This window comes from Gabonibacter chumensis, from assembly GCF_024741215.1.
Classification (GTDB): domain Bacteria; phylum Bacteroidota; class Bacteroidia; order Bacteroidales; family Marinifilaceae; genus Gabonibacter; species Gabonibacter massiliensis.
On record NZ_JANSKB010000002.1, the window covers coordinates 93673 to 114345 of the forward strand.

The following is a 20673-nucleotide window of genomic DNA, read 5'->3' on the forward strand; positions in this document are numbered from 1 at the left end:
TAAATTGGATTTTGAGATGGTAAAAAAAGTAATCGTGAGCGGAGGAGGAACGGGAGGGCATATATTTCCGGCACTTTCTATTGCAAATGCGCTGAAACGTTTGGATGACAAGATTGAGATTCTGTTTGTCGGGGCAGAAGGGAAGATGGAAATGGAAAAGGTTCCGGAAGCGGGATATAAAATTGTAGGTTTACCGGTACGCGGCTTACAAAGACGGCTGACTTTCGAAAACGTGAAGGTTTTGTTGAATCTTTGGAAGAGTTTGCGCAAGGCAAAAAAGATAATTGAAGAGTTCGAACCGGATGTCGTTGTCGGTGTCGGGGGATATGCCAGTGGCCCTATCGGGCGGGTCGCTGCCAATGCCGGAATCCCTTTGGTATTGCAAGAGCAAAATTCCTATGCCGGAGTTACGAATAAGATTTTGGCCAAAAAGGCGAAGAAAATATGTGTCGCTTATGAAGGGATGGAGCGTTTTTTTGAAAAAGACAAGATTATATTTACGGGAAATCCGGTACGTAAGGATCTGTTGAAAGCGTCCGAAGAACGGGACGAGGGGATAACGTTCTATGGTTTGGATGCTTTCCGGACAACGATTCTTGTTACCGGCGGCAGTTTGGGTGCCGGCAGTATCAATAAGGCTGTGGTGAAACATTTAAAAGAGATTTCCGATTGGAAAAACGTACAGGTGTTGTGGCAATGCGGCGGATATTATTACGAAACATTGAAACAACAATTAGGAGAGCAATGGCCAGCCAATGTAAAATTGTTACCCTTTTTGAAACGGATGGATCTGGCTTATGCTTGTGCCGATCTGGTAGTGGCGCGTGCCGGGGCCGGAACGATATCCGAGTTGTGTTTACTGGGAAAGGCTGTCGTATTGGTGCCTTCTCCTAATGTCGCAGAAGATCACCAGACCAAAAATGCTATGGCTTTGGTGAATAAAGAGGCTGCAGTCATGATAAAGGATGCGGAAGTCGAGGATAGCCTGGGAAATGTTTTGTATGATTTGTTGAATCAGGAGGAGCGGAGAAGAGAGTTATCTTCCAATATATTGAAATTAGCCGTGAAAGACTCGGACGAGATCATAGCCAAAGAAATTATAAAATTGTTTTAATTCGAGCGTATGAAAAACGTTTATTTTGTAGGAATCGGAGGAATCGGAATGAGTGCATTAGCCCGTTATTTTAAGGCTATGGGCTATGCGGTTGCAGGTTACGATAAGACACCTTCACCCTTGACCCGAAAAATGGGTGAGGAGGAGGGATTTTCCATTACCTATACGGACGATGTTCGGGAAATAACCTCTTTATTCAAAGATAAAAAGAGTACGTTAGTGGTGTTTACTCCAGCGGTTCCCGAAGAGAATCGAATACTTTCTTATTTCCGAGACAACGGTTACTCTCTGCATAAACGGGCAGAAGTTTTGGGTTTGATATCGAAAGATAAAAAAGCATTGTGCATAGCCGGAACTCATGGGAAAACGACGACGACGACGATGGTGGCTTTTTTGTTAAATCATTCTCACGTGGGGTGCAATGCTTTTTTAGGAGGAATATCTGCTAATTTCGGAACGAATTTGCTGATCGACAGAAATTCGGATTATGTGGTTATTGAAGCGGATGAATTTGATCGCTCGTTTTTGCACCTTCATCCGGAGGTTGCTGTTATTACAGCGATGGATGCGGATCATTTGGATATATATGGAACGCATGAGAAGCTGTTGGAGGCTTTTGAGGCTTTTGCCCTCCAGACGAAGGGTCCTCTGTTTTTAAGAAAAGGGCTGACCTTGCAACGAGCGGTGACCGGTTTTTATGCGGCAGGAGAAAAAACGGATTATTACGCGGATCGTTTGCGGGTGGAAAACGGTAGTTATGTGTTTGATTACGTGTTTCCGGAAGGAGTAATAGAAGAGCTGAGACTTTGTTTTCCGGGACGGGTGAATGTTGAAAATGCAACGGCTGCTATTGCGGTGGCTTTGCAGGCGGGTGTAACCCCGGACGAGATTCGGATGGCTTTGCCTCTTTTTAAAGGGGTTGCCCGGCGTTTTGACGTGCACGTGAAAAATCGGGATATGATCTATATCGATGATTATGCCCACCATCCGAAGGAGATAGAGGCCGCTCTCTCTTCTATCCGGGAAATGTGGCCGGATAAGCGATTGACGGTTGCCTTTCAGCCTCATCTCTATTCTCGTACGAATGACTTTTATCCTGATTTCGCCCGTGGCTTAAGCTTAGCCGATGAGGTGATTTTGTTGGATATCTATCCGGCGCGGGAAGAGCCGATTCCGGGTGTGACCTCGGCTTTGATTGCGGACCGGGTAACCGTACCCGTAAAGAGGGTTACCAAAGAAGATTTTCCGGAATACGTGAGAGAGAACGTGAAAGAAGGAGTATTCGTGACAATGGGGGCGGGCGATATCGATCGTTTTATACCGATTTTTACGAAAATCTTTAACGATAGGAAAAAATCGACGTATAGTGTTTAGTTTATAAAGAGAAATGTAGCATGAAACGTATCGTACCTTACATAATATTTATCATATTGCTTGCATACCTGATAATTGTGTTTACCTTTGCAGCGACAAAAATGGGGGAGGTAACATGTAGAGGGGTACGGGTTACTGTCAAAGATACCACGATGAATGTGTTCGTCGGTGAAGAGGATATCTTGAAAATGATAAAGAATGGGTATGGAGGAATTCTGAATCAGGGTATTAAGGCAGTAAATAAAGATAGTTTGGAAAGAATACTTGTCAGAAATCCGATGATAAAATCGGTTCAGGTTTACTACAGTTTAGATGGTTATTTTCATGTGGGTATAGAACAACGTGAACCTGTTTTAAGAGTATTGACAGGTGAGGGTTATTACGTTGATGCGGACGGAAAAGTGATGCCGTTGTCTTCTAAGTTTACTTCCAGGGTTATTGTTGCTACTGGTAACATTACTAAAAAATTTGCTTGCGAAAAATTATGTCCTTTCGTGAAAAAACTGAGGGATCATTCATTTTGGAATGCTTACATAGAACAGATTGTGGTACTTCAAAATGAAGATATTATAATGATACCCAAAGTAGGTGATTTTAAAATTATCCTCGGAAAAGTGGATGATTGCGAGGAGAGAATGGACAAGTTGATGCTTTTTTTAAAGCAAGGAATTGCCAAAAAAGGGTGGAATCGCTATAAAGAGGTAAATTTAAAATTTAAAGATCAGGTGGTTTGTGTTAGAAAATAAAATAAAAGGATATGGGATACGTAGCTTCTTTGGATATGGGGTCGGAGACCATGGTGATGGCTTTGGCAGAGAAAACCGGGGATGATTGTCGTCTTGTAGGTGTCATGAGTGTTGCGTCTCAAGGCATAAAACGGGGAAAGATAATTGATAAACTCAGGGCCAAAGCTTGCATACAGCAATTGTTGGATGGATTCGAAAGCGAACATTCCGTGCATATTGATTCTTTGAACATTGCGCTTTCGGGGAGTTGGGTGAAGGTATTGGAGGATAGGGAAAGTTTAAAATATGCCAAGTCGCAGGGGGTGACCCAGCATGATTTGATTGAGTTGGAAAAGAGGTGTAGGAATACTTTGGAGAATGGGAACGAGGTCGTTGTGGATGTCGTTCCGATGGCTTATTTTATAGATAAGGAGGTCGTAAACGATCCGGTCGGATGTTCGGCCCGTCGTTTGGACGTACGTTATCAGGTTTTCATTCTATCGAAGGAGATGTTAGAGGAGTTGAAAATATTATTCTCGAGTATAGGTGTCGAACATTTGGAAATTTATTCGGTCGTTCGGGCCGTGACGAGTGCTTTGGTGACCAAGCCGGGAGAGAATCAGAATTTTGCCCTTGTCGATTTAGGAGCCGAAAGTACGAAGATCGTTGTATTCCAGAATGGAATGGTTTTGTTTTATTCGGAATTGCCGTTAGGATGCCGTACGATCGAATCGGATTTGAATGTGGCTTTTTCTATTCGGGATCTCGAAAAGGCTAAAAAATTAAAACATGAATACGGAATGGCTCTTCGGGCCGAATGCAAGAATCGAAAAGTTATTATTCCCGAAACAAAATATTGTATAGAGAGTCATAATTTGGCTTATGTGGAACAGTGTCGTTTGGAAGAGATTTTAGAAGGGGCCATATTCCAAATGCAGCAGAGCGGTTGTTACGAAGATCTCGATGAAGGAGTCTTGTTGACCGGAGGTGGAAGCCGTGTTGTCGGTGTGGATACCTTATTGTCGAAATTGTCGGGTCATAGCGTGGGAGTAGCCCGGGCCGTAAATGTGTCGTCGGAAAAAGGTGTTTTATTGAAGACACCGGAGTATTTAACGGCATTGGGTTTGCTGCGATGCGAGCGGAAAGAACAGAAAAAGTCCGGAAGTCGGATGAAGAGGTGGTTCGGAGAACTTTTTAATGATTAACGAATTAATGGTTTCAGTTATGTTTAGTGAAGGTACTTTGCTGGAGTTAAATGCCCCGATACAGGAGGAGTCGATCATCAAGGTGTTCGGAGTGGGAGGAGGCGGGAGTAATGCCGTGAATCACATGTGCAGACAAGGAATTCGAGGTGTCGAATTTGTTATTTGTAACACGGATATTCAGGCCTTGCGGATTAGTCCTGTCAAGAACCGGATACAGATCGGAAAGGAGTTGACGGAAGGCCGGGGAGCCGGAAGTTTGCCGGAACGCGGACGCCAGTCGGCGGAAGAGAGCTTGGATTACATAAAGACGATTCTCGAGCGTAATACAAAGATGATTTTTATTACTGCCGGCATGGGAGGAGGTACCGGAACGGGAGCGGCTCCCATTATTGCCAGACAGGCCAAAGAATTAGGGATATTGACCATTGGAATCGTTACGATACCTTTTAATTTTGAAGGAAAAAGGAGGGTTGAACAGGCTATGGCCGGGGTGGATGAATTGGTAGAATACGTGGACGCCTTACTGATTATCTGTAATGAGAAATTACGCGATATGTATGGGGATTTGAAGTTGTCCAAAGCTTTTGAAATGGCTGATAATGTTTTGACTATTGCGGCTAAGAGCATAGCTGAAATCATCACGCTAAAAGGTTTTGTTAATGTCGATTTTGCTGATGTGGAAGTGGTTATGAGAAATAGCGGGGTAGCGTTGATGGGGGCCGGGGAGGCGGAAGGTGAAAATCGGGCATTGGATGCCGTCAAAATGGCTTTGGAATCTCCTTTATTGAATAGTAATGATATACGGGGAGCCTCCAATATATTGTTGAATATGTTATACGGGAACAAGGAGATCACGATGGATGAGATCACTTTGATAACCGATTATTTGAAAGAGTTGGTCGGTTACGATGTAAATGTAATTTGGGGAGCCGGAAAGGATGATTCGTTAGGAGACGAATTACGGGTGGCTGTTATAGCTACCGGTTTTAATGGTGTTCCTGTGGATACGAAGTGTTCGCCTATCTCTTTTAAGGTAGAGGAGATAGAAGACCTTGAGTTGAAGGTGGTAGATCCGAAGAAGTTGGAGGAAGAAGAGCGACAGCGTAAGCAGAAGCAGGAGGAGAACCGGCTTCGGCGTTTGCAGCGGGAACGACAACGAAAAGAGATGGAAGCTATAGAAAAAGAGGAGGAGAAAGATTTCGAGGAAGAAATTCGGGAAAAACAGCATCCGGATCGAAACCGGAAACGGGGAATAAACGAGGTTCCGGATGTGGACAGTTGGTTTAAACGTAAACTCGGAACAATGTTTAGTGAAGATATGAGTAGAGATACTGAATTGTAATAGCGGATGATCATGGTAGATGGATTGATAAATTTTAACCAGAACGAAATTTCCCCTACGATTATTAAGGTAATCGGAGTAGGTGGCGGAGGCGGTAATGCCGTCGAATACATGCATAAACAAGGGATTTGCGATGTAGATTTCGTGTTGTGTAATACCGATTATCAGATATTGGAACATAGTCAGGTTCCCATAAAGATTCAGTTGGGCAGAGCTTTGACGGAAGGCCGTGGGGCTGGAAACCGTCCGGAAGTGGGAGAGGCTGCTGCCAATGAAAGTTTTAAGGAGATAGAGGAGTTATTGCGAAACAGCACGAAAATGGTGTTCATTACGGCAGCTATGGGGGGTGGTACCGGAACGGGAGCAGCTCCGGTAATTGCCAAGGTTGCCAAGGAGATGGGGATTCTTACCGTGGGGATCGTGACCATCCCTTCCCGTTTTGAGGGTCCGAAACGTTTGGAGCAAGCAAGGGAAGGGGTACGGAGGCTGAAGGGCTATGTGGATTCGTTAATCATTATCGATAATGAAAAGATTCAGCGGATTTATGGTTCGCAAACCTTGTCTACAGCCTTTGCCAAGGCTAATGATGTATTGAATACGGCCGTAAAGGGTATAGCGGAAATCATCACTTTGCCGGGGTATATAAACGTGGATTTTGCCGATGTGAGAACTGTTATGACCGATAGCGGTATCGCTATCATGGGGGCGGCAAAGGCTTCGGGAGAAGACCGGGCCAAAAGGGTTATTGTCGATGCTTTAAACAGCCCTTTGTTGAATAAGAGTGATGTTTTGGGAGCCAGTAATATCTTGTTGAATATTACTTCCGGTACGGATGAAATTACAATGGATGAGATGAGCGAGATAACATCCTATATTATTAAGGAAGTAGGAGATAATGCCGCTGTCATTTGGGGGGTCGGTACGGATGAATCCTTGGGAGATTCCATATCCGTAACGATAATTGCCACCGGTTTTTCTACCAATGATGTGGAAAATACCTTTACCGCACCTATCAAAGGAGGGATACCCGTAACAATGTCGGAAACGGAAGAAGATCCGGAACGGATAAAGAAAATAAAGGATGGGGTGAAGGATTACGTGCAGGTCATCTTGAAGGAATCGGATGTGATTTTACAACCGGACCTGCCGCAAGAGAAGATAAAAGAATTGGAAACGACTCCGGCGTATACCCGGAGACAAATAAAAATAGATAGAGTATGATGCGGAAAAATAATCGTAATTTGTTGTTTGTGGTTGGAGATTATGGACAAAGGATTACAAGTGGCATCATGGAATTAATTTAATTACATTAATGGAAAAATTTAGAGAATTAGGTTTAGACGGGGAAATTCTTAAGGGAGTTGCAGATTTAGGTTTTGAAACACCGAGTCCTGTACAAGAGAAGACGATCCCTGTAATTTTGGGCGAAGAAAATGACTTGGTAGTTTTAGCCCAGACTGGAACGGGGAAAACAGCAGCATTCGGATTGCCTTTATTGCAAAAAATCGAACCGGAATGGAAAAGCACCCAGGTTCTGGTTTTGAGTCCTACGCGAGAATTATGTGTGCAGATCGGAAATGATTTAAAGAACTACTCCAAATATCGCAAGGATATTCGAATCGCATGCGTTTACGGGGGTACGGATATCCGCAGGCAGATCAAAGAGATTGAACGGGGCGTTCATGTTATCGTGGCTACACCGGGAAGGTTGGTAGACTTGTTAAAACGGAAGGTTGTAGATATCGAATCCGTGGTTGCCGTAGTTTTGGATGAGGCGGACGAGATGTTGAATATGGGCTTTCAGGAAGACCTGAATTTTATTCTGGAGGAGACTCCTAAGGATAAGAACACTTATCTGTTTTCGGCGACAATGCCGAAGGAGGTAGAACGGATTGCTAAAAATTATTTGGTCAATCCGAAAGAGATAGCCGTAGGAAAGAAAAATCAGGGAGCTGATACGGTCTCGCATCACTATTATATGGTGAGAGCGAAGGATTGTTATGAAACATTACGTCGGGTAATCGATTGTGCTCCTGATATGTATGCCATTATTTTTACGCGGACTAAAAATGATGCAAGTGAGATAGCCAAACATTTACAGCGGGACGGGATCGATTGCGATGCATTGCACGGGGACCTGAGTCAGGCCCAACGTGATAACGTGATGTCCGCTTTTCGTTCCAAAAGACTGAAAGTGTTAGTCGCTACGGATGTGGCTGCCAGGGGATTGGACGTGGATTGTCTGACCCATGTTATTAATTACAATTTGCCCGATGATGTCGAAAGTTATACCCACCGGAGCGGTAGAACGGGGCGTGCGGGAAAAGAGGGTATCTCCATTGCTATCATTCACTCCAAGGAGAAGGGTAAGTTGCGTCGTATCGAAAACATGTTGAAGAAAACGTTCGTTTATCAACAGGTTCCCGGGGGAGATCAGATTTGTAAAGCTCAATTAGCCTATTACGCCGATCAGATACTTGCGGCAGAGCAACAGGATAACCTGGAGAATTTCGAGCAGACCGTGTTTGATAAATTTGCCGATTATACGAAGGAGGAGTTGATTCAGCATTTGGTCTCTTTCGAGTTCGGTAAATTGTTGAAGAAGTATAAAAATACGGAGGATCTTAACTTGACGGAAAAAGAGCGTAGTGAACGTGGCGGACGGGAAGGAAGAGGCGAACGCCGGGGACGTGGCGGTGACACTGTCTTTAGTGCTTTTTCGTTGAATATTGGTCGGGAAGACGGATTAACTCCTAAAGATCTGATGGCCTTGATTAATAAGCATTCGCGTCGTAGAGGAGTGGAAGTAGGAGGAATCCGGATTTACGATACGGATACGAAGTTTGAAATCGACGAGGAGAGTGCCGCGGATTTCGCTTCGGATTTCAGTAGGGCGATATTCAATGGAATTCCTTTAACCATCAGAGCGATATCCAATCGCGGTCAAAGTAGCCGTGGAAGAGGTGGTGATAGGGATAGAGGGGGAAGCCGGGGTGGCCGTAGCGGAAGATCAGGAAGAGATCGTTTTGAACGTAGGGATAGCGGAAAACGTGAGAAGGAGGTAGAGGGGAAACGGAGAGGGAAACCGGGAAGTAATCCGAAGAAACCGAGGAATTTCAGACGTTCTTCCGCGGGAAATTAATAAAAACAAGCGTTTTTGTTTTATATAGAAAAAGAGAGAGCTGGAAATTTATTTTATGGACAGCTCTTTTTTTTGTATTTTTGAAAGTCTAAAATAAAAGATTATGGAAGTATATAACGCAAAATTTGTAATGAGTAATACGGAGGTGGATAAATGCCCCGTTCCTGATAAGCATGAATATGCTTTTATCGGTCGATCTAATGTGGGAAAATCTTCTTTAATCAATATGCTTACAAACCATAGTAAGTTGGCCAAAACTTCCGGTACTCCCGGAAAAACACAGTTGATCAATCATTTTCTGATTAATAATGAATGGTACTTGGTCGATCTACCGGGATACGGTTACGCGAAAGCTGCAAAATCGGTGCGGAACAAATTTGAACCTATGATTAAAAACTATATTCTGAAACGGGAAAATATGGTTTGTCTGTTTGTTTTGATCGACAGTCGTCATGAACCTCAAAAGATTGATTTGGAGTTTATGGCTTGGTTGGGAGAGAATGGGGTTCCTTTTGTTATGGTATTTACGAAGGCCGATAAATTAAACGTAACCCGCCAGAAAACTTGCATAGAGGAATACGGAAAAATCATGTCCGAACAATGGGAGAGTCTGCCTAAGGCTTTTTTGACTTCGTCGGAAAAGGGGATCGGTCGCATGGAAATTTTGGATTACATCGAAGAATTGAATAAAACGGTAGAGTTGGAATAAAGAGATGATGGAACCTATAGGGCTATATCAGCTGAATAATTTGGTGAAACAGACTTTGAAGGAGAGTTTCACCGAGGGGATATTGATTGTGGCGGAAATTGCTGATATCAAAGAGAATCGTTCGGGACATTGTTACATCGAGTTGGTGGAGAAACGGGAAGAGGATGATGCGATTGTCGCCACGGCCAGGGCGACGATTTGGGCATTCACGTATCGCTTGTTAAAACCTTATTTTGAAACGACCACGGGAAAATCTTTACAACGGGGAATGAAAGTGTTGGTTCGTGTGGAGGTCGTGTTTCATGAAGTTTATGGCTATTCTTTGAACATTCGCGATATAGATCCTACCTTTACCATAGGAGATGTGGAGCGGAAACGAAAAGAGATACTGGATCGCTTGGAACAGGAAGGAGTTATCCGTATGAACCGGGAATTGGAACTCTCTCCCTTACCTAAAGTTATTGCCGTCATATCTTCTCCGACAGCCGCCGGATATGGAGATTTCGTAGATCAGTTGCATCGGAATCCTTTCGGTTATGCTTTCCATACAAAGTTATTCCCGGCAGTGATGCAGGGAGAAAATACGACAGCGTCTGTGATTGCGGCTTTGGAACGGGTATATGAATACGACTCTTTGTTCGATGTGGTCGTGATTATTCGGGGAGGAGGTTCTCAAACCGATTTGGGGAGTTTTGATTCTTACGAATTGGCGGCAAACGTGGCTCAGTTCCCGCTACCTGTTATTGCCGGAATCGGTCACGAACGGGATGAGACAATTGTAGATAGGGTCGCTTTTAAGAGCGTGAAAACTCCGACGGCAGCAGCAGCCTTTTTGATTGAGCAGTTTCAGGCAAGGGAAGCTGGAATAGAAGATTTGCGGGAACGATGGAGGATGAATGTAAATCGACGGTTGGCCGAGGAGAAAAATAGACAATACGTATTGGTCTCCAATTTCAGGCAGTTTACCCGTGCTCTTTTGGATAACCGGAAGAATAGCCTGGTATTTCAATTACAAAAGGCAGAACATCGTTCTAAGTTGTTTATCCGGAATCAACTGGGCGGATTCGAGCAATGGAAAACGCGTGCGGAAGGAAAGGTGCGGTTGAGTTTAGGGCGTCAGACCATGTTGCTGGAGAATTACGGTAGGCAGTTGGAACAACGAGTGAGCAATTGCTTTTCTTATCAAAACCATCGTTTGGAGATGGCAGAGGCCCAAACGAGGTATATGAATCCGAAAAATGTATTGAAACGCGGGTTTTCGATTACCCGGATAAATGGAAAATCAGTGAGAGACATTACCGGTTTACAAGCGGGAGATGTGATCGAGACGGAATTGTATCATGGTAAAATAACGAGCGAAATAAAAAACAGAAAAGAAGAGTATGGAAGAGAAATTGAACTATAAAATGGCAATGGCCGAGATTGAAAGTATTGTCAGTAAGTTGGAAGATAATAAATTAGATATAGATGAATTGGGGGAGAAGGTGAAGCGGGTTTCCCAACTGATTGCTTTTTGTAAAGCTAAGTTGCACGAGACGGAGGAGGAGGTAGAGAATATTTTGAAATCAATGGAAGTTTGAATTTTGGGGGATGCCGAAACGGATTTTATATACTTTATTATTTTGCGGGCTGATCGTTTTTCCGCTTTCGGCTCAGGTCGATAGTGCATTGCAAAAATTACTCTCTACACCCGGTTTAAAGCATGCTGCTATCGGAATATCTGTAAAGCGGGTGGGTGATCAAAAAATCATAAGTGCATATCGTTCGGAAACAGCCTTAATACCTGCCTCTGTGACAAAGTTGTTCTGTACGGCTCTGAGTTTGCAAAAGGTGGGTCCGGCCTATACTTTTTCTACCCCCGTCACCTATACGGGAGAGATAACGAATGGGATTCTGAAAGGAAATATTGTGATTGAGGCGGGAGGAGATCCTTGTTTGGATTCCCGTTACTTCCCTGCCCGACGTTTTATGGATACGCTTATTCAAGCTATAAAGGTATTGGGGATCTATCGGATAGAGGGAACTGTTGTCGTTCGTGAAAAGGCTCGGGTGGAAATTCCGGGGTCTTGGTTATGGGAAGATATCGCCAATTATTACGGGGCACTTTATCATTCTTTTAATTACCGGGACAATTTATATACTGTTACGTTGAAACCGGAAAGAACTGCGGGAATGGCAAAAATTATTTCTGTAGTTCCTTCGATAAATGTGGAATTTGTAAATCGGGTAACGGTTTCCGATCTGAAAAAGGAGGAGGTCTGGATTTATGGCGGTCCTTACACGGAGAAACTATTGTTAAAAGGAAATATCACCGCGAAATCTTCTTCCTTTGAAGTGAAGGGAGCCATGCATCACCCTGCTGAAACCGTTTGTGATGAGTTGAAGAGACGGTTGAGACGACAGGGAATAGCAATAAGCGATACGTCCGTATCCGGAGATTCAGTACATCCTCTGCATACTTTTATCTCTCCGACCGTAGAAGAGATTGTTTTTTACACGAATAAGAGGAGCATAAATTTATTTGCGGAAGCTTTAGGTAAGTTGGTCAGTCCTGACCGTTTCGGACAGGAGGTGAAGGAGCGTTTGGCGGGAATGGCGATTGATACGGCCGGAATCATTTTAAAAGATGCTTCCGGGCTCTCTATGCAAAATGCTGTTCCCGCGGAAGTGTTTACCGATCTTTTGTTGTGGAGCCGTCTGCATTTGGGAAAGTCTTTCTGGGCTTCTTTGCCTGAAGGGGGAGTGGACGGCGGACTGGTTGTTTATGCCGATCATCCTGTTTTGCGGAATAATCTGCGGGCAAAAACCGGTTCCTTTACCGGAGTGCGTACCCTTTCCGGATTTTTGACAACAAGAAACGGACAGGAACTGGCTTTTACCATACTGATCAATCATTATACCTGTACTTCGAAAGAGCTGCAGGAGGCCGTTCGGAATTTTTTGGTGGATACGAGCAAAGGTTTGGAGTAATCCGATTTAATATTTACTTTTGTTTATCATGGTTTTTACTCTGTGATGAAGTGTTATGTCTATAAATCCGGAACAGATTCTTCAAGGTGTTAATGAGAAAGACGTGAAGGCATGGAAAAGTGTCTATGTCTCTTATTATGCGGCTTTATGTGCCTACGTGAACCGGTTGATTAAAGATGTTGTCGTTTCAGAAGATTTGGTGCAGGACGTGTTGTGTAACGTTTGGCGATCGGATAGAAAGTTTGAACAGGTGGGCGATTTTACTTTTTATCTGTACCGGGCCGTTTATAATCAGGCCATGATGCATATTCGAAGTTTGAAGTGTAAAGAACAGCATTTACGGCAAATGTTACGGGAATGCCAGGAAGAATTTTCAGAGGAGGTTTTTGCCGATACGGTACGCGAGGAATTGCTGAGGCAATTGTATCGTTATATTAATGAGTTGCCTGAAGACAGGCGGAAAATTATTTTACTCAGTATTAAGGGATTCTCCGGGCAAGAGATCGCTGACCAGTTGGGGATCACGATACACACGGTGAAAACTCAAAAAAACAGGAGTTTTAAATTTTTGCGGGAAAAATTGAAAGATTCCGTTTTTCTTATTCTGCTAACCTATTATGTGTAAGATAATACCGGGCGTTTTTCTAAAATATTGGTAAAAAATCATCTTTTTTGTCATACCAAAAGTCGGTACGTGCATTTTCTATATAAAATGGAGATAGAAAAATGGACGATAAATTTCAGCGGGTTGTTTTTTTGTTTCGGAAAGCCTTTTCCGGGGAATTGACTGTAAAAGAACGGGAAGAGTTCGATAAGTTGATGGAAAATCCTTTTTTATATCGGGTATATACGGATATATCCGACGATGTTTACGTGGAAGAGGAGTTGGCAAAGTATGGGTTGTATTCGCCGGAAAAAGCTTTCCGGAAATTCGAGCAACGGCAAATAAAGAGATTAATGTTGCGAAAACGGTTGTTGCGCTGTTCCGTTGCTGCAACTGTCTTCATATTGTTGGGAATCGGGACAGGGCTATGGTTAAATAGGCAGGAGGAAAAACAACTACGGTATGCTGAAAATACGGTTATCCGACCGGGAATAGCCAAGGCCTATTTGAAATTGGGAGAGAAGCGGGCGAATGAGATCGTGTTGGATAAAGAGGGAAAAATAGAGGAACGGGGAGGCACGAAAATCCAGTATGAAGCCGGGAAATTAACTTATGTTTCATTGGATACGATTACGGATGCAATCGAATACGATGAATTGATCGTACCCGCGGGAGCGGAATGCTACGTGGCGTTGGAAGATGGTTCTTGTATTTGGATTAACGCGGAGAGTAAACTGAAATACCCCGTTCGTTTCGGAGAGGGTAAACGGGAAATATATATAGAAGGAGAGGCTTATTTTGACATAAAGAAAGATAAACGGCCTTTTATCGTGCATTCTAAGTTGGGAGATGTGAGGGTCTTGGGTACCGCATTCGGGATTACTGCTTATCCGGAAGAGAAGATGATGACGACATTGGTTCGCGGAAAAGTGGCTTATATCGGACATGGGGATTCACTCGCGATTGAGCCGGGCGAGCAGGTAATGGCTTCTCCAACGGGAGAGGTGGCATGTCGGAAAGTGAATGTAGACGAGTATGTAGGATGGAAAGACGGTTTGTACGTGTTTAAAGATCGGAAATTGGAAGGTATTATGAAAACGTTGCAGAGATGGTATGATGTGACTGTTTTTTATCAATCGCATCATTTGAAAGAGGTGCGTTTTACGGGTAATCTCAAACGATACGATACGATAAATTCTTTTCTCCAATTACTGGAAGGTACGGGTGAGTTGAAATATAGAATAAGTGGAAATACGGTGATTCTGTATCAATAAAAAAACACGGATACCAGACGTAGGAAATTTGTTATCCGTGTTAGAGTATATTAATAACTAATATGTTGCAAAAGTATGGAAAAAGTACCATTGTTAAGGTTAACATGCCTTATTAAGTGTAAAAAAAAGACTTGGATGATTATGAAACTAAGTGCTGTCTTTCTGTTCTTGTTTAGTTTGAATCTTTCTGCTGGGGTATATTCCCAGACTAAAGTGTCTTTGAAGTTGGAACAAGCGACGTTGGAGGAGTTCATTTCGGCAGTGAAGAATCAGACAGGTATGCAATTCCTTTATAATTCGGTTGTCGTGAAAGGGGAAGAAAAGATTTCTCTCGATATTACGAACGAAGAAGTAAAGGCCGTGTTGGATAAGGTTTTGCCTTCTTTTAAATTGGAATACAAAATCATCAATGATGTGGTTGTATTGAAGCGTAAAGGGGAGAAAGGCTGGATCTCGGACGAGAATAAAGAGGTTATCAAGGGGAAGGTTGTCGATACGAAAGGACTCCCCTTACCCGGCGTGACCATCCGTCTGAAAGGAACCACTTTGGGAACGGCAACGGATACGAAGGGGTTATTTACCTTGGAATTTACGGGTAAAGTGGATACCATCGTCGTTTCTTTTATCGGGATGAAGACACAGTATGTGAAATTGGAGAAAAATAAAAAAGAGTATCTGATTAAGATGGAAGAAGATATTCAAACAATGGAGGAGGTGGTCGTCACGACAGGTTATCAAAAGTTCAGTAAGCGGGAGTTGGCCAGTTCTATTGTCACGTTGAAAGCTGAAGATGTGGTGGTTGCCGGTGCTATGACGATCGACCAGATGTTGCAGGGGAAGGTAGCGGGAATGTCGGTGACCTTGACTTCGGGAGAGCCGAGTGCAACGCCGAAAATCCGTATACGCGGTACTTCGACAATCAACGGAACGAAGGCTCCGATTTGGGTTGTCGACGGTGTTATTCAGGAAAGTGCTTTGCCTTTTAACGTGTCCGATATCAATGGTCCTGATGCCGAATATTTGATCGGAAACGGGATTGCCGGATTGAATCCGCAGGATATTGAAAGTATAAACGTGTTGAAGGACGCTTCGGCTACCGCTATTTATGGTGTTCAGGCTGCCAATGGTGTGATCGCTATTACCACGAAGGCGGGAAAAAGCGGAAAGCCATCCGTTAATTTCAATGCGAATTATTCTGTCAATCAAAGGCCTTCTTATCGTCGGTTAAATTTAATGAATTCACAAGAAAGAGTACGGTTATCCCAGGAAATCCTTGCTGACGGGTTAGAGTATTATAATGTACCCCGGCGGATGGGCTATGAAGGATTGGTGATGGATCTGTATGATAAGAAGATTACTCCTCAGGAATTCGAAAAACAGGCTAAAGTACTGGAAACCCGTAATACCGATTGGTTTGATATTCTGTTCCGTAATTCCCTGTATCAGGATTACAGTTTAAGTATTGCCGGAGGTGGAGAGCATGGACGGTATTATGTTTCGTTGGGTTATAACAATAGTAAAGGGGCAGCTATCGGTTCCGATAGTGAACGGTACACGGCCATGTTGAAAATCACGAGCGATATCGCTCCTTGGTTGCGTACGACATTTAAGATGTCCGGTTCCGTATCGGACAATAATGGCTTTTATCAAGTTAACCCGCAAGATTATGCTTACCATGCTTCCAGAGTACTTTCTCCGTATAACGAAGACGGAAGTTTATGCTATTATAACCGGGGAACCACGGAAAAACCGAGATCCTACAATGTACTGAACGAGTTGGCTGAAACCGGTTCGAAAGGACATTCGGAGGAGTTGAAGCTGCAATTGAATTTGGATATTGATTTATATAAGGGTTTGAAGTACAGGGGACTTTTTGCTTTTGCCACCTCGAATGCACGAACGGAGAGTATCGCTACCGAGCGTTCTTATTATATTGCCGATATCCGTGGATATGATTTGGGTTTCTTCCCTCCTTTGAGCCGGGAAGAGGAAAAATCGAAATTGCCCTACGGGGGAGAATTGTCTTATGGCTACACGAATGGACATACGATTCTGGTGCAGAACGGATTGGAATATAAGCGTGTTTTTAATAATAAACATGTTTTTCGGGGATTGTTTATTCAGGAAATCACGATGAAAGAGTATAAAGGACATTCGGCTATCGTGTACGGGTATGATAATGAAGGCGGTGATCGGGTGACTTGGCCGAATTTGGATAACGATAAGATTCGGGAACTGGTAGGGAGAAATGCGCCGGCCGTGATTACGGACCGGGAAACACGAATTGCTTCTTTTATAGGTTCTGTCGATTACTCTTATGAGAATCGTTATATTTTTAATGCCAACATTCGTTCCGACGGTTCTAATAAATTCGGAACAAACCCGAAATATCGTTTTTTGCCTGTATGGTCTGTATCCGGAAGATGGAACGTGAACGAGGAGCAATTTATGAAAAATGTTGAATGGGTGGATTACTTGGCATTAAGGGCTTCTTACGGTGTTCAGGGAAATATTGGAGACAATTCTTCTCCGGACTTGATTATACAATTGCAGGGGCGTCAGGATCTGACTCAATTGAGATATGCTACCCTAAAACAGTTACCGAATCCCGATCTGCGATGGGAAAAAACAAAATCGGTTAACGTGGGGTTGGAATTCGGATTGGGAGGAAGGTTCTCGGCCACGTTGGAGTATTACAACAAGAGAAGCGAGGATCTGTTGATGAATAAAGAAGTCTCAATGGCTACCGGACGTAATTATCTGACGATTAATTCCGGAATTATGGAGAATAGAGGTTTCGAGGGAGCTATATCCGTGGATATCGTTAAACATAGAGGTTTGCAATGGACCTTTAGAGCCAATGCAGCTCATAACGAAAATAAAATTATAAAATCTCAATATCCCGAGGCGACGGAAAAGGAGATGGGAAAAGATATGATCAAAGGTAACATTACCACGGAGGGAACAGCTATCGGAACATTTTATTCGATTGATTTTGTGCGATTAAGCGAGGAAAACGGGTATCCGTTATTTTTAGATAAAGAGGGCAACGAATCTTATAGCGTGGATTATGATAATGCCACCTTCGTGAGATCGGGTAATTTCAATCCGGACGTAACAGGAGGTTTTGATACCTATGTTTCCTATAAAGGTTTTAATTTGTCCTTGGGATTTTCGTTCCAATTGGGAGGTAAAGCCCGTTTGCCCAAGATGTACGGGGATAAAAAAGCTGTATTTGATCCCGCGGAAAACGTGACGAAAGAAATTGCTAATCGTTGGAAGAAACAGGGAGATGAAGCGGTTACTAATATTCCAGCCCTATTTAATTACCGGTCGGATGTGGGGTATACGTTTCAAGAATTTTATGACTTGAGTGATATCCGGGTAGCCAAAACCGATTTTTTAAGATTCCGTTTATTAGCCCTGAGCTATACGTTGCCTTCCGACTTCGTGAAGAAGATGCATCTGCGTGGGATGACGCTGCGTTTTCAGGCAAATAATATAGCCGTTTGGGCTCCGAAGGAGTGGCATAATTTGGATCCGGAAACACCGACAGCGAATATTCCGATATTACCGAGTTATAGTTTGGGGTTAAACCTGACTTTTTAAACCGTCGTTTTTTGATAGCATGCGGAAACGAAGGAACCTGAAATCGGATGGAAGGTAGTAAAAGTGTAATGAATTGATAATGAAAATAAATACTTTTTGAAAGATTAGATTTATTGAAGTATCGCAAAATGATGAAATTATGAGAAATAAAATAGTATTTACAGGGATAGTGCTTCTCTATATGTTGTCCGGATGCGACAGTTTTCTCGAGTATTCGGATAAGGACGTGGTGATTCCGGAGACGGTGGAACAGTACCGGCAATTGTTGATCGGAGAGGGGTACCCGGAAAACTTTCAGGGTGATGCCGATTATATAAAACTGATGGATGACGATATGGAGATATGGGTCGGAAATAAAAACAAGGACCAAACTTCCGATGTTGCCAAGTATAAAGGTGTTTTCACCTGGCAGCGGGATTTGGAAGAAGAGATGAGTAAGACCGACGGGGCTTATCCGGCCCGGTATAAGAATATATTGGGTTGTAATCTGATTATTAACGATATGGAGAAGATGAAAGGGGGACAGGAAGATATCAACCTGTTGGTAGCTCAGGCCTTGGTCTTACGGGCCTATAATTATTTCTGCCTGGTAAATTGGTATGCGAAACCTTATAATAAAGAGACGGTAAACACAGATCCGGGTGTTTGTATATGGTTGGAAACCAAGCCTTCGCTGGATCGTCTTTACCGGAAGCCGATAGCCGAGGTATACCGATTGATTAACGATGATATGGCAAGAGCGTTGGAGTTATTTGGTAAGGCTTCCGCACCGGATAACAAGTTTGAGGTTTCGTACGAGGCGGCTTTGATTCTGGCTTCCCGGATTGCCTTGTTCCAAGAGGATTGGGCCGGGGTGAAGAAATACGGAGAAGAGTTGTTGAAATTGTCTTCCAAGTTATACGATTTGACGGCTGGAGATATCACTTTTGGAGAATCTTCTTTCTCTTTTATCAGCCCGACCAAGAATCCGGAAGTTCTGTTTAATTTCGGCAGCGTATCGACTTCCTATAAGTATATATATAGTATTGCCGGGGCTAATGCGGGTCCTTTCTTCCAGGTATCCCAGTTTGCCGACGACGCTTTGTTGAAGTTGTACGATGTGAATAAGGATTTGAGAATGAAGGCATTCTTTAACGTGGCGAAATATCAGTACGAGCCGATTAAGTATGTCCGTACTCCTTCTCAAGGAAAGGGGGAAGCCTGGAGGGTGGCTGAGGTATATTTGAATTTGGCGGAGGCATACGTGTTGGATAAACAGGAACCGAACATGAAACGGGCCGTAGAGTTGTTGAACGAGTTGAGGCGCAACCGCATTCAGGATTACGAGGATAAGCAGGAGGGTGATTATACATCGGTTGCATTGTTGGAAGATATCAGGGTTGAACGGCGCAAAGAGTTGTGTTTTGAAGAGACTCATCGTTGGTGGGATTTAAGGCGTCAGGGAATGCCCGAGTTGAAACACGTCCTGATCAGTAACGGCGGTTTGGAGGAAACCTTCGTTCTGGAAAAAGGAGATGCCGGTTACGTGTTGGAAATCCCTCGTAAAGAACGTGAATATAACACGGCGATACAATTGAATAATCGTCCTGAAAGAAAATCTGTTGAAAGTAAAATGTAATAGCGATGAAAAAGATTATATACCTGTTGATGGCGTTTATGGCGTGCTACGCTTGTTCGGAAGACAATATAAAGCCCGAATTGGATTTTAACGTGGAGCCGGAACTTTCAAATGCGACCCCGTTGGATAAAAAGATTGCCGATTTCTATAAAAAGTATGACACCTATATTGCTTATTCCTACACGAGTGCGGAAATAAATTGGAATTGGGATTCCTATTATAACTATGTTTATTCTTTTCCGGAAAATACCGATTATGCAGAGAAGTTACTGGATTTTGTACAGGAGAAGGTGTTGGTGAAGTACTCGGATGAGATGTTGAAAGAGTTTTTACCATACCGCATTTATTTGACAGACACCTTATGGGAAACGAAGAATAAGAAGACACAACGTTACGGTCTTATAGGAGTGAATAGCTACATCTGGGGAGGTGCGGGATCGAAGTCTTTCCCGGCAAAGACGAAGTTGAAAGCGGCCATGCAGGAATTGCACGAATGTGTGGCGAGCGGTTTGATTGCCAAAACCACGGTGTTGCCCGAGGAGTTTTACTCGGTGAGTACTTACGAGGCGGAAGTCATAACCAACGATAAATTGATGTGGGAACGGGGATATATTTGGCGCAATAGTAGGTTGCAACCCACGAAAGAGCAGGATTTTTATAAATACGTGGGCTGGTTTGCCGGAACCACGAAAGAAGAGGCCACGGCTTTATGTGACCAGTACCCGCTGATCAAGAAAAAATACGCTTATCTGGTTCAATATTTCAAGGATAACTTCGATATCGATTTGGAAGCTTTCCATTGGAAAAACTAAGACTTTTTTGAATCAGAAAGTTTTAAGTTACAGAAAAGAAGTTTGTAGTAAGTTAGAACAGAAAAAACAGAAGATTTGAGTGCTTATCGATCTTCTGTTTTTTCTATAACCCACAAGGACGGGTACAATGTGCTATAATTTTGGAATTAATATTTTTATTGACGATTCCGAGTGA

At 43.2% G+C, this 20673-nt stretch carries 16 protein-coding genes; all 16 read left to right on the forward strand.

The features are described from left to right. The first annotated feature begins 16 nt into the window (after window positions 1-16). The 16 genes from murG (at window position 17) to NVS78_RS07040 (ending at window position 20498) form a co-directional block, all read left to right on the forward strand. Window positions 17-1114 (forward strand): undecaprenyldiphospho-muramoylpentapeptide beta-N-acetylglucosaminyltransferase, encoded by a 1098-nt coding sequence (gene murG / locus NVS78_RS06965; protein ID WP_286358541.1) that lies wholly within the window; start codon window positions 17-19, stop codon window positions 1112-1114. Between the two features lie 9 nt (window positions 1115-1123). Continuing rightward, window positions 1124-2488, forward strand: a complete 1365-nt coding sequence (gene murC, locus NVS78_RS06970; RefSeq protein WP_286358542.1) for a UDP-N-acetylmuramate--L-alanine ligase — start codon at window positions 1124-1126, stop codon at window positions 2486-2488. A gap of 20 nt (window positions 2489-2508) precedes the next feature. Further along, the gene (locus NVS78_RS06975) at window positions 2509-3234 is read left to right on the forward strand and encodes a cell division protein FtsQ/DivIB (protein WP_286358543.1); all 726 of its coding nucleotides are present in this window, start codon (window positions 2509-2511) and stop codon (window positions 3232-3234) included. A gap of 11 nt (window positions 3235-3245) precedes the next feature. Then, window positions 3246-4418 (forward strand): cell division protein FtsA, encoded by a 1173-nt coding sequence (ftsA, locus tag NVS78_RS06980; RefSeq protein ID WP_286358544.1) that lies wholly within the window; start codon window positions 3246-3248, stop codon window positions 4416-4418. 19 nt (window positions 4419-4437) lie between these two features. After that, entirely contained in the window at window positions 4438-5760 is a 1323-nt protein-coding gene (gene ftsZ / locus NVS78_RS06985) for a cell division protein FtsZ (protein ID WP_286358545.1), read from the forward strand. 12 nt (window positions 5761-5772) lie between these two features. Next, on the forward strand, window positions 5773-6981 hold the full coding sequence (gene ftsZ / locus NVS78_RS06990; protein WP_286358546.1) for a cell division protein FtsZ: 1209 nt from the start codon (window positions 5773-5775) through the stop codon (window positions 6979-6981). Window positions 6982-7072: 91 nt separating this feature from the next. Continuing rightward, on the forward strand, window positions 7073-8902 hold the full coding sequence (locus tag NVS78_RS06995) for a DEAD/DEAH box helicase (RefSeq protein ID WP_286358547.1): 1830 nt from the start codon (window positions 7073-7075) through the stop codon (window positions 8900-8902). 103 nt (window positions 8903-9005) lie between these two features. Further along, on the forward strand, window positions 9006-9611 hold the full coding sequence (yihA, locus tag NVS78_RS07000; RefSeq protein WP_041503976.1) for a ribosome biogenesis GTP-binding protein YihA/YsxC: 606 nt from the start codon (window positions 9006-9008) through the stop codon (window positions 9609-9611). Window positions 9612-9615: 4 nt separating this feature from the next. Beyond that, window positions 9616-11016: an exodeoxyribonuclease VII large subunit gene (xseA, locus tag NVS78_RS07005; protein WP_286358548.1), complete on the forward strand. Its 1401-nt coding sequence runs from the start codon at window positions 9616-9618 to the stop codon at window positions 11014-11016. Continuing rightward, window positions 10994-11191 carry an exodeoxyribonuclease VII small subunit gene (gene xseB, locus NVS78_RS07010; RefSeq protein ID WP_041503975.1) on the forward strand — a complete coding sequence of 66 codons (198 nt, stop codon included), beginning with the start codon at window positions 10994-10996 and terminating at the stop codon, window positions 11189-11191. The genes xseA and xseB overlap by 23 nt, the downstream gene beginning before the upstream one ends. Before the next feature lie 10 nt (window positions 11192-11201). Next, window positions 11202-12581: a D-alanyl-D-alanine carboxypeptidase/D-alanyl-D-alanine endopeptidase gene (gene dacB / locus NVS78_RS07015; RefSeq protein WP_286358549.1), complete on the forward strand. Its 1380-nt coding sequence runs from the start codon at window positions 11202-11204 to the stop codon at window positions 12579-12581. Window positions 12582-12636: 55 nt separating this feature from the next. Then, window positions 12637-13206 carry an RNA polymerase sigma-70 factor gene (locus tag NVS78_RS07020; protein WP_286358550.1) on the forward strand — a complete coding sequence of 190 codons (570 nt, stop codon included), beginning with the start codon at window positions 12637-12639 and terminating at the stop codon, window positions 13204-13206. Between the two features lie 101 nt (window positions 13207-13307). Beyond that, entirely contained in the window at window positions 13308-14459 is a 1152-nt protein-coding gene (locus NVS78_RS07025) for a FecR family protein (protein WP_286358551.1), read from the forward strand. A 135-nt stretch (window positions 14460-14594) separates the two neighbouring features. Beyond that, the gene (locus NVS78_RS07030) at window positions 14595-18068 is read left to right on the forward strand and encodes a SusC/RagA family TonB-linked outer membrane protein (RefSeq protein WP_286358552.1); all 3474 of its coding nucleotides are present in this window, start codon (window positions 14595-14597) and stop codon (window positions 18066-18068) included. A gap of 139 nt (window positions 18069-18207) precedes the next feature. Beyond that, on the forward strand, window positions 18208-19686 hold the full coding sequence (locus NVS78_RS07035; RefSeq protein ID WP_286358553.1) for a RagB/SusD family nutrient uptake outer membrane protein: 1479 nt from the start codon (window positions 18208-18210) through the stop codon (window positions 19684-19686). Window positions 19687-19691: 5 nt separating this feature from the next. Next, window positions 19692-20498 (forward strand): putative zinc-binding metallopeptidase, encoded by an 807-nt coding sequence (locus NVS78_RS07040; RefSeq protein ID WP_286358554.1) that lies wholly within the window; start codon window positions 19692-19694, stop codon window positions 20496-20498. The last annotated feature ends 175 nt before the right edge of the window (window positions 20499-20673 follow it).